This is a genomic window from Amycolatopsis minnesotensis (assembly GCF_039529815.1).
Lineage (GTDB): Bacteria > Actinomycetota > Actinomycetes > Mycobacteriales > Pseudonocardiaceae > Amycolatopsis > Amycolatopsis minnesotensis.
Genome location: NZ_BAAANN010000034.1, coordinates 38,664 through 53,542, shown reverse-complemented (window position 1 = coordinate 53,542; position 14,879 = coordinate 38,664). Strand labels below are relative to the sequence as shown.

Here is a 14,879-nt window from a genome sequence, read left to right as displayed (position 1 = left end):
CTGGGCCCGCCGCTCTGCCGGTCATTCGCCGCCGCCCGGCTGCCCGATCTCGATCATCCGGCGCACCGAGGCCTTGGCCTTCGCTGCCGTTTCGAGATCGACGTGGACCTCGTCGAGCCCGCCGCGCAGGCAGCGCAGCAGCGCCGCGGGCGTGATCATCTTCATGTACCGGCAGGACGCGCGGTCGTTCACCGCGCGGAAGTCGATCTCCGGCGCGGCCTTGCGGAGCTGGTGCAGCATCCCGATCTCGGTGGCCACGAGCACCGACGACGCCTTCGTCGCGCGCGCCGAGTGCACCATGTCCCCGGTGGAGAGGATCTTGACCCGGCCGGGGTCGACGGTGCCCTCACCGGCGAGGTAGAGCGCCGAGGTGGCGCAGCCGCACTCGGGGTGGATGAACAGGTCCGCGTCGGGCGATTCCGCCGCGCGCTCGGCCAGCTCGGCACCGTTGATCCCGGCGTGCACGTGGCATTCGCCCGCCCAGACGTACAGGTTCTCCCGGCCCGTCTCCCGCTTGACGTGCGCGCCGAGGAACTGGTCGGGGCAGAACAGGACGTCCCGGTCGGCGGGGATGGAGGCGACCACGTCGACCGCGTTGGACGAGGTGCAGCAGATGTCGGTCTCCGCCTTCACCTCGGCGGTCGTGTTGACGTAGGAGACCACGACCGCGCCGGGGTGCTCCGCTTTCCAGGCCCGCAGGTCGGCGCCGGTGATGGAGTCCGCGAGCGAGCAGCCCGCCCGCGCGTCCGGGATGAGGACGGTCTTCTCCGGCGCCAGGATCTTCGCGGTCTCCGCCATGAAGTGGACACCGCAGAAGACGATCGTGGAGGCGTCGCTCGCGGCCGCGATCCGGCTCAGCGCGAGCGAGTCACCGGTGTGGTCGGCGATGTCCTGGATCGCGGGCACCTGGTAGTTGTGCGCCAGCAGCACCGCGTCACGCTCGCGCGCCAGCCGTCGCACCTCCTCGGCCCACGCCTCGTCCGGCTCGACGCCCCCGAAGGGCGTGAGGTCGTTCGCCTGGATAGTGCTCGTCATGTTCTTGGCCCTCCTGGACCTCGCCTAGGTTTTCGTCTTATAATCGAAAACCGTGCGAAGCCATATTAACACCCACGCCCCCCTGGCACACGAGGTTTTGGGCGCAGTGCTTCAGGTGCGCTGCGACACACTCCAGGTGCTGCTGTGGCGACGCGCGCTCGATCCGCACCTCGGCCGGTGGTCGCTCCCCGGCGGCAGGCTCCGCCCCGACGAGGACGTCGAAACGTCCATCCGGCGCCAGCTCGCGGAGAAGGTCGACGTCCGCCAGCTCCAGCACGTCGAGCAGCTCGCGGTGTTCAGCGCGCCGGACCGGGTACCGGGCCCGAGGGTGGTCGCGACCGCGTTCGTCGCGCTCGTGCCATCCGACGTCGACCCCGAAGTCCCCGAGGACACCGGCTGGCACCCCGTCGACGACCTCCCCCGCACCGCGTTCGACCACGAGTCGATCGTGCTGCGCGCTCGCGATCGGCTGCGCTCCAAGCTGTGCTACACGAATCTCGGCTTCGCGCTGGCGCCGGCGGAGTTCACCATTTCCGCGCTGAGCGCCCTGTATTCCGCGGCACTCGGGTACAAGGTCACCGCGACGAACCTGCAGCGCGTGCTCGCGCGCCGCGGGCTGCTCTCGGCCACCGGCGCGATGGCGCCGTCCGGCCGGTCCGGCGGGCGTCCCGCCGCGCTGTACTCGTTCACCGGCGACGGAATGCAGGTCACCGATCCGTTCGCGGTGTTCCGGCCGCCCGCGGGCACTCGCTGAATCCAGCCAGCGAGCAGGGGGCGGTCCTTCGCCGTACGGTGGGTGCGTGACCGAGCAAGCACCAGCAGGCAGAGCGGGGGCAACGCTGCCCCTGTTCCCGCTGCAGACGGTGCTGCTGCCGGGGACGAACCTGCCGCTGCACCTGTTCGAGCCGCGGTACCGGCAGCTCGCCGTGGACCTGGTGACCGGCACGGTGCCCGACCGCCGCTTCGGGATCGTCGCGCTGCGTTCGGCCGCGATGCGCGAGGTCGACACCGTCGAACACGTCGAAACGGTCGGCTGCGAGGCCGTGCTGCGGGAAGCGGAACGCCTGCCGGACGGCAGGTTCGACATCATCATCACCGGCGGGCGCCGGTTCCGGCTGCTCGACGTCGACCCGACCGCGGCGCCCTACCTGCTCGGCACCGTGCAATGGGTCGACGACGAGCAGCTCGCACCGAGAACGGTCGAAGCCGCGAGCCAGCTCGCCGACGTCACCCGCGACGCGCACCGGCGGTACTGCGAATCCGCGTGGAACTCCGGCGACTGGAGCGCGCCCCGCGAAGACGCGAGCATCGACGAACTCGCCTACCTGCTCGCGGCCGACTGCCTGCTGCCACTGGGAGACCGCCAGCGGCTGCTCGAAGAGACGCACCCGCTGCGCCGCCTCCGCATCGCCTGCCAGCTCCTGACGAGGGAAGCGGGGTTCCTGTCGCGGCTGCGCGCCGTACCGGCCCCGCCCGCCGAAATCCCCCGCTTCAGCGGCCCGTCCAACCTCAACTGACCGGTTCGCCGCTGCCCACGGCCGAGGTTGCGCTGCCCCGAAGGGCACCTTCAGGGCATGCGGGACCCGCTGAGGCCGCGCCAGCTTCCTAAGTAGGCGGAGTTCGCGGCGCCAAGGCCCGAAGGCTACCTTCCGGGACCCGGCCCGGCACGCGAACCACGCCTGGAACGCGAAAAGCGGCGCGGTCAGGGGCCGAACTCAGGCGGTGCCGTCACCGCCATTTCCGCCATTGCCGCCGTTACCGTTGCCGTTGTTGCCGAACTTGTTCCACACCTTGCCCGCGGCGCCTGCCACCGCTTCGCCGACATCGCTGAACACCTTGGCGAGCGGGTCCGTCGACTCGGTGAACGAATCCTTGTAGGACTTGGCCGCCGCCTTGACGTCCTCTTTCCAGGTGCTCGACGGCTCGTCGTCGGTGCGGCGCGGGTAGTTCCCGGCGAGGATGTCCCGGTACTCCGGCGAAGCGGCCCACTTCTGCAGCTGCGCCGACCGCACCACCGCGAACGGGTGGGACTGCGTCTCCACGAACCGCAGCTTGTGGAAGCTGTCGCGGATGTCGTCCACGGACTCGTACTCGCTGGCCTGCTGCAGGAACGACGGAATGTCCACTTGGGACGGATCGATACCGCCGGCGAGCTGGATCTGCGCCCGCAGCGTCGAGGTCGGATCCTGGCTGCAGAGCAGGCCCGCGCGGTCGCAGGACAGCTCGGCCTTGCGGTACCACTCGTGCAGCGCGGCGATGATCACGCGGATGCCGAGCGCGCTGACCGGCATGAACGACATGCTGGCCTGGATGCCGATCAGCCGGATCAGCATCGTCTGGTACACCGCGTGCCCGGAGAGCACGTGGCCCATCTCGTGGCCGACGGCCCAGCGAAGCCCCTCGGCGTCCATCAGATCCAGCAGCCCCGTGGTGACCACGATGAACGGCTCGTCGATCCCGATCGACCACGCCTGCGCCTGCGCGTTCCGCGCGACGAACAGGTTCGGCACCGCCTCCAGGTCGAGCGTCTCCGCGCACTGGTTGCGGATCCTGTCCAGCGCCGGGTACTGCTTCGGCCCCACCCTGATGTGCGACGCGAGCGCCATCAGCCGCTCGCCGCGCTCGGTGTAGAACCCGGAAACCGCCCTGAGCACCTGCGCGAACCCCGGCACCGCCCGCAGTGACGCGAGCGCGCCGCGGTCGGCGGGGTGTTCGTAAGCCCGTGGACTGATCCCGGGGAACTTCATCCTGCTGGTGGACTTGACTTCCACTTCGTCCGGCACGCGCCGCCTCCCCAAATCGATGCGGCCATGCTAACGACGCGCACCGACGGCCCGTGGCGGTTCGCCGATTTCAGCCCAGCCTGCGGCCGAGGTCCTCCCGCCCGTTCCACGCGGCGAGCACCCCGTAGACGAGCGCGATGCCCAGCGGCAGCGTGAGGAGCACCCACAGGGTGTCGAGCACCGGCGCCTGCGTCACGACGTCCCCGAGCGCGGGCGGCGACGGCGCCGGATAGACCCACCCCGCGAAGAGGCCGGGCCCGAGCAGCGACGCCAGCCAGCCTGCGACGAGCCCGCCGAGCATCCCGGCGACCAGCACCACCGGCCCGCGGCGTTCGCGCAGCAGCCACAGGAGCGCGCCGGTGAACAGCCCGAAGCCGAAGCCGAGCAGCGCGAAGACGGCGAGGTCGTCGAAGTGGTGCCAGCTCTCCAGCTGCAGCGGAACCGGCTTCTCGGTCAGCGACACGACCCGGAAGCGCTCCGGCGGCGCGAGCCTCGACCACAGCCAGCCGAGCGGGATGCCGAGCAGGCCCACCGTGGACAGCACGGTGACCGCGGGCAGCAGGTCGGCCTTGACCACGACCTTCGGGGTTTCCTGGGGCAGGGCGAACCAGGCCGGGACCGGGAAGTCACCGTATCCGGACGCGCTCGTCTCCACCGGCGTTCCCGTCGTGTCGGCCACCTTCACCCCTCCCCTACGTCGCGTGACGGGACGAGACTAACCCGTGGCGTCGCTGGTCACTTCACCGTGTCGGCTGCACCGGGCGGCCCACCCGGCCGGGGTCACCTGGACGATCATGCGGCGCGCGCACGCCGCGCAGAACCTCGGCGGCTCCAGTTCGGTCCGCGGCGTGCGGCAGGCCGGGTGGGCGCCACCCTCCTCGGACTGTCCACAATGGACGCAGTACTCGGTCACAACGTGTCGCTCAGCGCCTTGACCGGCATGCTGAGCTCGTCGAGCATTGCGAGGTCCTTGCTCGCGGGGCGGCCGAGATTGGTCAGGTAGTTGCCGACGATGATCGCGTTGATGCCGCCGAGCATGCCCTTCTTCGTGCCGAGGTCGCCGAACGTCAGCTCGCGGCCGCCGGAGAACCGGATCAGCGGGCGCGGCATGGCCAGCCGGAACGCCGCGACGGTCCGCAGCGCGTCCTTGCCCTCGACCACCTCGTAGTGCTCGTACGGCGTGCCGGGCTGCGGGATCAGGAAGTTCATCGTGCACTCGTCGGGACCGAGATCGGCGAGCTGGGCCGCGAACTCGGCGCGCTGCTCGACCGTCTCCCCCATGCCGATGATGCCGCCGCAGCACACCTCCATGCCCGCCTCGCGCACCATGCGCAGGGTTTCCCAGCGCTCCTCCCAGGTGTGCGTCGTGACCACCTCGGGGAAGTGCGACCTGGCGGTCTCGAGGTTGTGGTTGTAGCGGTGCACGCCCATCTCGACCAGCTCGTCGACCTGGGCCTTGGTCAGCATGCCCAGCGAGCACGCGATCTGGATGTCGTTGCCGTCCGCGCGGATCGCCTTGACCCCCTCGCGCACCTGCGAGAGCAGCCTGGCGTCGGGGCCGCGGACGGCGGCGACGATGCAGAACTCCGTCGCGCCGGTCTCCGCGGTCTGCCGAGCCGCCTTGACCAGACCGGGGATGTCGAGCCAGGCCGACCGCACCGGGGTCGGAAAACGACCGGACTGGCTGCAGAAGTGGCAGTCCTCCGGGCAGCCGCCGGTCTTGAGGCTGATGATGCCCTCGACCTCGACCTCCGGGCCGCACCAGCGCATCCGCACCTCGTGGGCCAGCGCCAGCAGCTCGGTGAGCCGGTCGTCGCCGAGCCGCAGCACCGCGAGCACCTGCTCCTCGCTGAGCCCGGCACCGCGTTCGAGCACCTGCTCCCTCGCGACGGCGAGCACGTCCGCCGTCGTGGCGGCCGGGCTGGTCTGTTCGGGCGCTGTGGTCACGGGCTGCTCCTCCTGGCGGCGGCACGAAGTCGGCACCATCGTGCCCGACCGGCCGCGCCACGCAAAGCGACGCGCGTCACTGTGCGCTGTGCCCCGGTCACCGCTGGGCGGAGGTGCTCCCGGCGAACCGGTCCGGGTCGAACTCGCCGCCGAACCACGGCGACAGGCCGCGCCGGGCCGCCGCGGCGAACTCCGGCTTCGGCAGCGCGCCCATGCCTTCCTCGAGCGCGCCCAGCAACGGGGCACCCGCGGCGACCGGCAGGTCCGGCACGTTCGACCAGGCCGCGAGGTCCGGTTCCGACGGCCAGGAGCCGATGATCACCCCGGCCACGTTGAGCCCGCGCTTCGTGGCGACCTCCGCCGTCAACGCGGTCGCGTTCAACGTGCCGAGCCCCGCCTCCGCGACGACGAGCACGAGCGCGCCGAGCGCCCAGGCGACGTCCGCGAGCGTGCTCCCGCTCTCGTCGAACCGGACCAGCAGGCCACCCGCGCCCTCGATCAGCACGAGGTCGTGCTCGGCGTCGAGCTCGGTCGCCACGCTCGCCACCTCACCGGGGGAAACGGTGCCGCCGCCCGAACGGCGGGCGGCGGCCTCCGGCGACAGCGGATCCGGGTATCGCCGCAGCTCGCGCGTGGTCACCGCACCGGCGAGCCGGGTGACCTCCGCGAGGTCACCCGGCTCGTCCGGCCCTACTCCGGTCTGTGCGGGCTTCAGCACGGCGACCTTACGGTCGTCGGCCGTGGCCAGTGCGGCCATCGCCGCGGTCGCCACGGTCTTGCCGACACCGGTCCCCGTGCCCGTCACCACCAGCATGCTCACGGAACTTCACAGTAGTACCGGCGCCGAAGAGTGGAACGATCCGGTCTTGGCGTCGTACAGGTGCACTCCGGCGGCGCCCACGTCGAAGTACATTCCGACGAGCTCCAGTTCGCCGTGCGCCTCCGCGCGGGCCACCGAGGGGTACCGGCGCAGCCGGTCGAGCTGCTCCAGCACGTTGTGCAGGGCCAGCCGGTCGCCCGGCCGCTCCGGCGGCACTCCGTCGATGGCGATCGGCGGGTCGACCTTCGCCCTGGCCACCGACGACTCGGCGTGCTTGAGCCAGGACCGCAGCGCCGGTGCGCCGTCGGGGGCGCCGTTGAGCAGTGCCGACATCGCACCGCACGACGAATGCCCGCACACCACGACCTCGCGCACCTTCAGCACGTCGACCGCGAACTCCACGGCGGCCCCGATCGAGGTGTCCTCGCCCGCGGCGCACACCGCGTGGTCCGGCACCAGGTTGCCGATGTTGCGGACCGTGAACAGGTCGCCCGGCCCGCTGGTGGTGATCAGGTTCGGCACGATCCTCGCGTCGCCGCAGGTGATGAACAGCGTCTCCGGCGACTGCGAGTGCGCGAGCTTCGTCAGCGTCGGCTTCACCAGGTCCGCGGTGCGGCGCTGGAATTCGAGCATGCCGCGCCGCATCGAGCTCGGTGACGAGGTCCGCTGGGTGGGGACCGCCTCGGATTCGTGCACCCGCTGCCACTCCGACCACGGCGCGAACCACCTCGGCACGATGCGGTGCGCGGCCGAGCGGGTCACCGTCGGCTCTCCCGACTTGCCCCGCGCGAACCACGGGTGGCCGACCTCGTCGACGTGCACCGTGCCGCCCGCCGCCTCGTGCGCGTGCTGCCAGGTGGACAGCGCGTCGAACGCGGCGTGGTCGAGGTAGTCGACGACGAGTTCGAGCGTCACCGTGCTGCCGCGCGGGATGGTGCCGAGCACCGTCGAGAGCCTCGGGATCGACAGCGACGCGAGCGCGCCTTCGACCACGACGCGCCAGTGGTCGCCGTCGCGCTCGGCGTGGATGCCGGACCACAGCAGCCGCCGCAGCATGAGCACCGCGGCGACGCCGATGCCGATCAGCACGCCGGTGAGCAGGTCGAGCGCCACGACACCGAGCAGCGTGACCAGGTAGACGGCCAGGTCGCCGTGCCGGAAGACCTCCTTGATGTGCGCGACTTTGACCAGTTTGGCGCCGACGTGCACGAGCAGACCTGCCAGCGCGGCGAGCGGGATGTTCTGCAGCAGCCCGGACAGCGCCACCACGAACAGCAGGATCCAGAACCCGTGCAGGATCGCCGAGGCCCTGGTGCGCGCGCCGGACTGGACGTTGGTGGACCCGCGCACGATCACGCCGGTGACCGGGAGCCCGCCGAGCGACCCCGACGCCATGTTCGCCAGGCCCTGCCCGACGAGCTCGCGGTTGAGGTTCGTGCGCTTCCCGGTGTGCTGCTTGTCGATCGCGACGGCCGAAAGCAGGCTCTCCACGCTCGCGACGAGCGCGATCGTCACCACGGCGAGGCCGATGTCCCAGACGCCGCCGCCGGGCATCCTCGGCACGAACTGGATGTCGAGCAGGTTCGCGGGCACCTCGACGCGCGCGATGTCGAAATTGGCGACCGAGGCGAGCACGGTGACCCCCACGACGGCCGCGAGCGGGCCGGGCACCACGCGGATGGCCTTCGGCAGCTTCCCCCAGACGAGCAGGATCGCGATGGTCAGCAGCCCGATCAGCACCGCCTTGTCGTGGTGCTCGACGACCTGGCGCGGCAGGTCGAGCAGGTTGTCGATCGGTGAACTCTGCGCCTTGCCCCCCAGCACGACGTGCAGTTGCGCGAGCACGATCGTCACGCCGATACCGGCGAGCATGCCGTGCACGATGGCCGGCGAGATGGCCAGCGCGGCGCGCGCGATGCGGCTCAGCCCGAGCAGGATCTGCACCACCCCGGCGGCCGCGGTGATGGCGCACGTCGCGACCCAGCCGAACTGGTTGATGGTCTCGGCCATGATCACGGTCAGGCCCGCCGCCGGGCCGCTGACCTGCAGCGCGGAACCGCCGCACAGTCCGGCGACGATGCCGCCGACGACGGCGGCGATGAGCCCGGCGACGATCGGCGCGCCGGAAGCGAGCGCGATCCCGAGCGAGAGCGGGACGGCCACGAGGAACACCACGAGCGAAGCGGGGACGTCGTGGCGGAGGTTGTCGAGCGCGGTGCGCCAACGGGTGGGGCCGGTGGGGTCGCCGTGGCTGCTGCCTGGTGGCCCGGAGGGCCTGCTGCTGCCTGCGGTGTCGATCATTCGCGCCTCCGTGATCTGGGTTCGATACGCGGGGTGGATGTGCTGCGCCGTGCCGGCGGCAGTGACGGCCCGTAGATCACCAGGTAACCGAAAAACGCCTCAAATGTCTGTTATGTAAGTTTCATTCACGTTCTGACTTACGCAGCGTCGTCACAGGTGAGCGGGGTGTTGACCCGACAAAGCAGACAAAAGGTGTGCTACGTCTCACTCTTTCGAGTGACGAAGAAGTGGGGTGACGACCAGACGTGACGACAATGCTCCCAGTGGCCGGGATCACAGCGGATCGGGTGAAATCCGGCCCCGGTACGCCGTTCAGGCTTGCGCGGCGACCGCGAGCATCGCATTGGCGATCGCGGCCACATCCGCGTCTTCGCACACGTACGGCGGCATCGCGTAGACGAGATCGCGGAACGGCCGCAGCCACACACCGCAGTCGGTTGCCGCTTTCGTGGCGGCCGCCATGTCGACCGGGTGATCAAGCTGGAGCACGCCGATCGCACCGAGTACCCGGACATCGCGCACGCCGTCGACGGTTGCGGCCCCGCCGAGTCCCCCGATCAGGGCAGCCTCGATCCGCCGGACGTCCGCCGCCCAGTCCCGGTCCCGCAGCAGCCCGATCGACGCGAGCGCGACCGAGGAGGCCAGCGGGTTCCCCATGAACGTCGGGCCGTGCGCGAGCACCGGGACCTCGCCTTGGGAGATCCCGTCGGCGACCCGTGGCGTGCACAGCGCCGCGGCCATCGTCAGGTACCCGCCGGTGAGCGCCTTGCCGAGGCACAGCACGTCCGGCGTGACACCCGCGTGCCCGGCGGCGAACAGCGCGCCGGTGCGCCCGAACCCGGTCGCGATCTCGTCGAAGATCAGCAGCACGCCCGCCGCTTCGGTGATCTCCCGCAGCGCGCGCAGGTATCCGGGGTTGTGGAAGCGCATCCCGCCCGCGCCCTGCACGACCGGCTCCACGATCACCGCGGCCAGCTCGTCGGCGTGCCGCTCGACGGCCGCCGCCAGCTCGTCCAGGTATGCCTGCTCGACCGGCGCGTCGAACCCGGCGGGCGGTGCGGGCAGGAAAACCTGCTCCGGCAGCGTGCCGCGCCACAGCGCGTGCATCCCGCCGTCGGGATCGCACACGCTCATCGGGTGGAACGTGTCACCGTGGTAGCCACCGCGCCAGGTCAGCAGCTTCCGCTTGCCCCGGCGGCCGAGCGAATGCCAGTACTGCAGGCACATCTTCACCGCGACCTCGATCGAGACCGATCCCGAATCGCACAGGAACACGTGCTCGAGACCGTCGGGCGTGAGGTCGACCAGCTCGCGCGCCAGCCGGATCGCGGGCTCGTGGGTGAGCCCGCCGAACATCACGTGGCTCATCCGCCCCGCCTGCTCGGTCAGCGCCGCGTCCAGCACCGGGTGCCGGTAGCCGTGGATCGCCGCCCACCACGAGGACATGCCGTCGACCAGTTCGCGGCCGTCCGCGAGCGTCAGCCGGACCCCGGCGGCCTCGGTGACCAGGAGCGGCGCGACCTTGCCCGGCATCGCACCGTAGGGGTGCCACACGTGGCGGGCGTCGAGTGCCAGCAGTTCGTCGGGGCGCACGCCGTGCACCCTAATACCCTCGGTCAGCTCAGCGTTCGGCCAGCGCGGCGGCGAGGTGCTCGATCACATCGGTCCAGTACGCCCGCTGCTCCGCGCGCTCGTCGGCGTCGGCGAGGCTGTCCTGTTCGAACTTCACGGTCGTCTTCTGCCCGCTGGCGCTGACCGTGAGCTGCACCGTCGAGTCGTGCTCCCAGTCCTTCGGCCGCCAGGTCAGCCGCACCGCCTCGCCGGGGGTGAACCGGTCCACCTGCCCGGTCGTGCCGTTCGCGGTCTCGTAGCTGACCCCGCCTTCGCGCGGCAGCTCGGTACCGGGTCCCAGCCAGATCTGCACACCGTCGCGGCCGACCAGGAAGTCCCAAGCGTCCCCCAGCGCGTGTGGCACGGTTCGGGAAACGCCTACCTGCCAACGGGTTTCGGCGGTGCTCCGCACGTCTTTGCCCACCGGGCCATCGTCGCATCACCGCGATCGCGCGCGCCGCGTCGGGTTCGGGGCCCGTTCGCCGCGGCCTTCGCCCGCTTCTCCGGGTGTGACCAGGCGAGATCCGGCCCGACGCCGAGCGCTGACGCACCACGGCCCGCCGAGGGCAAGTCCGGGAAGAGTCAGATGAATCACACCCTCGTGCACCCGGATCTGACGCGCTGTCACCACAGTGTGCCGCGTTGCTAACCTCCGTGCGTGCTCGCGAAACCCGTTCACCGGCGCGCATCCTGATGCGCTACCGCCCGATCTCACCGGATCTGCTCGTCGCCGAGCTGACCGAGTTGATCACCGAGCGCGACCGCCGGTGGACGAGGGTCGCGGTCGACGGGGCCGGTGACGGGCCCCGGCTCCTCGCCGGCTCGCTCGTCGAGCCGCTGCGGGTTCGCGGGCGCGCGGCGCTGCACGTCTCGGCGCGCGATTTCCTGCGCCCGGCGTCGCTGCGGTTCGAACGGGGCCGCCACGATCCCGACGAGCGGTACCTGAGCTGGCTCGACGCGAACGCGCTCCGCCGGGAAGTGCTGAGCCCGCTCGAACCGGACGGCTCGGGGGCGGTGCTGCCCGCGCTGTGGGACGCCGAGCGCGACCGCGCCACCCGGCTTCCCCGCACCGCGCTCGCGGCGGGCGGCGTGCTCCTGGTCGACGGGGAGTTCCTCCTCGGCGCCGGGCTGCCGTTCGACCTCGCCGTGCACCTGTGGCTCTCGCCCGGCGCGCTCCGGCGGCGGCTCCCCGAAGACGAAGCGTGGGCGCTGCCCGCGTTCGCCCGCTACGAGGACGAGGTGAACCCGGCCGGGCTCGCCGATCTGGTGGTGCGCGCGGACGATCCGCGGCACCCCGCGGTGCGGGAAGGCTGAGTCACCGGATCGCGGCGGCGGGCTCGCCTTCCAGCAGCCTCGCCAGACGCCGCGTGAGCACGTCCCACCGCCAGTTGTCCCCGACCCACTGCCGCCCCGCCTCGCCCATCCGCTTCGCCCGCGTCGGGTCCATCAGCAGCGCGGCGACCGTCTCTTCGAGCTGGCCGAGTTCGCGACCGTCCACCACGTGCCCGGTCACCTCGTCCAGCACGGTTTCCGGGGCACCGCCGGAGTTGCCGGCCACGACCGGCAGCCCGGTCGCCGACGCCTCCAGGTAGACGAGCCCGAGCCCTTCCACGTCGAGGCCCTTGCCCCTGGTGCGGGCCGGCATCGCGAACACGTCACCCGCCGCGTAGTGCGCGGGGAGTTCCTTCCACGGCACCGAACCGGTCATCACCACGCTGTCCGAGACCCCGAGCTGGTCGATCATCGCGGCGAGCTTCTTCCGGTACGGGCCACCGCCGACGAGCAGCAGCGCCACGTCCGGGATCCGCGCGCGCAGCCGCGGCATCGCGCGCACCAGCATGTCCTGTCCCTTGCGGGGCACCAGCCTCGACACGCACACCACGGTCGGCCGGTCGCCGAGGCCGTGCCTGCGGCGGATCTCCTCGCGGGCACCCCGGTCGGGGCGGAACAGCCGGGTGTCCACACCGGACGGAAGGTGTTCGAGACCGGCCATCGGCCCGAACGCGGCCGCGAACCGGCCTCGCGTGTACTTGCTGACGTAGGTGAGCACGTCCGTGGTGTCGCCGATGCGCCGCAACGCCTGCCGGGCGGCGGGCAGCATCGACCAGCCGACCTCGTGGCCGTGCGTCGACGCGACCACCCGGCGCGCACCGGCCTCCCGGAGCGGCTGGCCGAGCAGCGCGAGCGGGGCGGCGGCACCGAACCACACCGCCTCGCACCGGTTGGCGCGCATGATGTCCTTCGCGCGCCGCAGCACGTCGGGGGTCGGCAGCATGAGCGAGGTCGGGTGGCGGACCACTTCGAACGCGGCCTCGGCGTCGAACTCGATGTGCGAGCCGGAACTGCCCTCCCACGACGGGGCGTAGACGACGAGATCGTCGGCGGGCAGCCGCGTCGCGAACGAGTTGAGGTAGTTCTGGATCCCTCCCGACCGTGGCGGGAAGTCGTTGGTCAGCAGGAGGGTACGCGGCACCGTCGGAGGCTACCGCGCCCGGAAAACACGCGAGGGGCGCCGGTCACACGATGGTGACCAGCGCCCCTCGCGGGCGGGAGCTCCGGATGCGAGCCGACGTCAGGCGACGCGGCGGGCACCGCTGTACTGCGACTGCAGCGGCGAGATCTTGACCACGTCGCCCGAGGTCGGGGCGTGGATCATCTTGCCGTCGCCGATGTAGATGCCGACGTGCGAGACCGGCGAGTAGTAGAACACCAGGTCGCCCGGCTGGAGCTGCGAACGGTCGACCGGGGTGCCGAAGGTCGACTGCGCGCGGCTGGACCGGGGGATGCTGACCCCGGCCTGCTTGTAGGCCCACATGGTCAGCCCGGAGCAGTCGAACGTGCCGGGGCCGGTGGCGCCCCACACGTACGAGCTGCCGAGCTTCGACTGCGCCGCCGCGATCGCGGCGGCCGCCGCCGGGCCGGCGTTCTTGACGTCCGGCATCGCGCCGCCGGTGTCCTTCTGCGACGCCTTCTCCGAGGCGCTCAGCATGTTGCTGGTCTTCTCGAGATCGGCCTTCTGATCGTCGAGGACCTTCTTCTGCGCCGCGATGTCGTCGGTGAGCTTCGCGGCCGCATCCCTCGCCCCCTGCGCGCGGCCCTGCGCGTCGGTGGCGAGTGCCTGGGCGTCGGAGGCCTGCTTGACGGCGCCGGAAAGGCGGCCGAGCGCGGCGTTCTTCTCGGACGCGAGGATCTCGAGCGCGGAGGAGCGGTCGAGGAAGTCCTGCGTGGAGGTACCGGTCAGCAGCGCGGACAGCTTGTTCAGCGGCGCGCCGCCGGTGAACGAGGCGTCGGCGAACTTGTCGACGTCGACGCGGTAGCGCTGTTCGTTGACCTTGGCCTCGTCGCCGGACTTCTTGGCGGTCTCGACGTCGACGCCTGCCTTGTCGAGCTCACCCTGCTTGGCCTTCAGGTCGTCCTGGGCCTTCAGGTAGTCCTCGTTCAGGCGCTCGGCCTTCGCGGCGAGATCGCGGTACTTCGCGAGCGCGTCCGAGGAGTCACCGGGGGGAGGTGTCTGGGGGGCGGGGGCGGGAACTGCGGTGGCCGGTGACTGGGCGATGCTGACGGCCGCGATAACGGCTCCTGCTGCCAGTGCTCCTGATACCACGCGCTTAACAGGTTGCGACTGCACGCCGCGCGTGTCTCCTTTGCTCGTCGGCCACCGACCGGACTCGCCGGCGAAGAGGTCGGGGGCCCTCTCCGCACTCCGCTGTGGCAAATGGCTGCCACGGCGTGACGCATCCTTCCCCACCGGTTACGGCACGGCTCTACCGCATCTGGAAATGCCCGGTGGTTCTCCGGTACAGCTCCCCGACAAAGCTGCCTCGGCGGCAATCCCGCGTCGCCGACCCTTGGTGGTGACGGCTACCAGGCGCGAGATCTCGGCCAGGTTACGAAAGAGTGGCCCGCTCGTCCACCATGCGTAGCGAAAATTCCCGGGTTCCATCGCTGACACACCATCGGACCAGCGCCGAATAGCCTAGTGTGACTGGGCTAACAGAAGGGGACCGATAGTGGTATAGACCGTTCGCCTGATCGGATCGACCACTCGTCGCTCGGTGTCAGTTTCTTCCCCTCCGGGCGTGTCCCGCCCTCTTCTCCAGGATCAGCCGGCGCGAAGCGCGCGGTCCGGCTCCGTGGGCACCAGCCGCAGCCGCGGCACCATGCCGGCCTCCGCGAGCGCGTCGACCGCCAGCCGCTCGCTGGAGTCCCACTCGATCTCCGGCGGTGCGCCCAGCAGCACGCTCACCACGCAGTCGGCACAGGCGTCACCCCTGACCTCGCACCGATCGCAGTCGATCACCATCGTGCCCTCGTCCACGGGGCCCAACGAGCTGTCCATGCCAGTCCTCCCTGCTTTCACACGCATGTCGTTTCCACGGGTT

At 71.0% G+C, this 14,879-nt stretch carries 15 protein-coding genes; 3 read left to right on the top strand and 12 right to left on the bottom strand.

The annotated features are described in order from the left end of the window. Window positions 1-21: 21 nt before the first annotated feature. Complete coding sequence (gene nadA, locus ABD256_RS33675) at window positions 22-1,035, bottom strand: quinolinate synthase NadA (RefSeq protein WP_344428494.1); 1,014 nt, start codon at window positions 1,033-1,035, stop codon at window positions 22-24. Between the two features lie 115 nt (window positions 1,036-1,150). On the opposite strand from nadA, the gene ABD256_RS33670 reads away from it, so the two are divergent. Together ABD256_RS33670 and ABD256_RS33665 are read left to right on the top strand one after the other, a co-directional pair. Beyond that, complete coding sequence (locus ABD256_RS33670; RefSeq protein WP_344428491.1) at window positions 1,151-1,789, top strand: NUDIX hydrolase; 639 nt, start codon at window positions 1,151-1,153, stop codon at window positions 1,787-1,789. A gap of 46 nt (window positions 1,790-1,835) precedes the next feature. Continuing rightward, on the top strand, window positions 1,836-2,552 hold the full coding sequence (locus ABD256_RS33665) for an LON peptidase substrate-binding domain-containing protein (RefSeq protein ID WP_344428488.1): 717 nt from the start codon (window positions 1,836-1,838) through the stop codon (window positions 2,550-2,552). A gap of 198 nt (window positions 2,553-2,750) precedes the next feature. Here the strand turns inward: ABD256_RS33665 and ABD256_RS33660 are convergent, their stop codons facing one another. From ABD256_RS33660 to ABD256_RS33625, 8 genes are all read right to left on the bottom strand, one after another. Then, the gene (locus tag ABD256_RS33660; protein ID WP_344428485.1) at window positions 2,751-3,818 is read right to left on the bottom strand and encodes a M48 family metallopeptidase; all 1,068 of its coding nucleotides are present in this window, start codon (window positions 3,816-3,818) and stop codon (window positions 2,751-2,753) included. A gap of 70 nt (window positions 3,819-3,888) precedes the next feature. Then, the gene (locus tag ABD256_RS33655) at window positions 3,889-4,497 is read right to left on the bottom strand and encodes a DUF2567 domain-containing protein (protein ID WP_344428482.1); all 609 of its coding nucleotides are present in this window, start codon (window positions 4,495-4,497) and stop codon (window positions 3,889-3,891) included. Between the two features lie 36 nt (window positions 4,498-4,533). Next, complete coding sequence (gene bsaP / locus ABD256_RS33650) at window positions 4,534-4,731, bottom strand: biotin synthase auxiliary protein BsaP (RefSeq protein WP_344428479.1); 198 nt, start codon at window positions 4,729-4,731, stop codon at window positions 4,534-4,536. After that, on the bottom strand, window positions 4,728-5,765 hold the full coding sequence (gene bioB, locus ABD256_RS33645; RefSeq protein ID WP_344428476.1) for a biotin synthase BioB: 1,038 nt from the start codon (window positions 5,763-5,765) through the stop codon (window positions 4,728-4,730). Before bioB ends, bsaP begins: the two co-directional genes overlap by 4 nt. A gap of 97 nt (window positions 5,766-5,862) precedes the next feature. Then, the gene (bioD, locus tag ABD256_RS33640) at window positions 5,863-6,579 is read right to left on the bottom strand and encodes a dethiobiotin synthase (protein ID WP_344428633.1); all 717 of its coding nucleotides are present in this window, start codon (window positions 6,577-6,579) and stop codon (window positions 5,863-5,865) included. Window positions 6,580-6,591: 12 nt separating this feature from the next. Then, window positions 6,592-8,886: a SulP family inorganic anion transporter gene (locus ABD256_RS33635; RefSeq protein WP_344428473.1), complete on the bottom strand. Its 2,295-nt coding sequence runs from the start codon at window positions 8,884-8,886 to the stop codon at window positions 6,592-6,594. Window positions 8,887-9,198: 312 nt separating this feature from the next. Beyond that, a complete protein-coding gene (locus ABD256_RS33630; RefSeq protein WP_425546568.1) occupies window positions 9,199-10,488 on the bottom strand; it encodes an adenosylmethionine--8-amino-7-oxononanoate transaminase in 1,290 nt (429 codons plus the stop codon). Between the two features lie 19 nt (window positions 10,489-10,507). Continuing rightward, complete coding sequence (locus tag ABD256_RS33625; protein ID WP_344428631.1) at window positions 10,508-10,861, bottom strand: SRPBCC family protein; 354 nt, start codon at window positions 10,859-10,861, stop codon at window positions 10,508-10,510. Window positions 10,862-11,190: 329 nt separating this feature from the next. Between ABD256_RS33625 and ABD256_RS33620 the strand changes: the two genes are divergently transcribed. Continuing rightward, window positions 11,191-11,811 carry a nucleoside/nucleotide kinase family protein gene (locus ABD256_RS33620; RefSeq protein ID WP_344428629.1) on the top strand — a complete coding sequence of 207 codons (621 nt, stop codon included), beginning with the start codon at window positions 11,191-11,193 and terminating at the stop codon, window positions 11,809-11,811. 1 nt (window position 11,812) lies between these two features. Here ABD256_RS33620 and ABD256_RS33615 read toward each other — a convergent pair whose 3' ends face one another. The 3 genes from ABD256_RS33615 to ABD256_RS33605 form a co-directional block, all read right to left on the bottom strand. After that, window positions 11,813-12,970 carry a glycosyltransferase family 4 protein gene (locus tag ABD256_RS33615; RefSeq protein WP_344428468.1) on the bottom strand — a complete coding sequence of 386 codons (1,158 nt, stop codon included), beginning with the start codon at window positions 12,968-12,970 and terminating at the stop codon, window positions 11,813-11,815. A 99-nt stretch (window positions 12,971-13,069) separates the two neighbouring features. Next, entirely contained in the window at window positions 13,070-14,125 is a 1,056-nt protein-coding gene (locus ABD256_RS33610; RefSeq protein WP_344428465.1) for an NlpC/P60 family protein, read from the bottom strand. A gap of 474 nt (window positions 14,126-14,599) precedes the next feature. Beyond that, a complete protein-coding gene (locus ABD256_RS33605; RefSeq protein WP_344428462.1) occupies window positions 14,600-14,836 on the bottom strand; it encodes a hypothetical protein in 237 nt (78 codons plus the stop codon). Window positions 14,837-14,879: the final 43 nt, after the last annotated feature.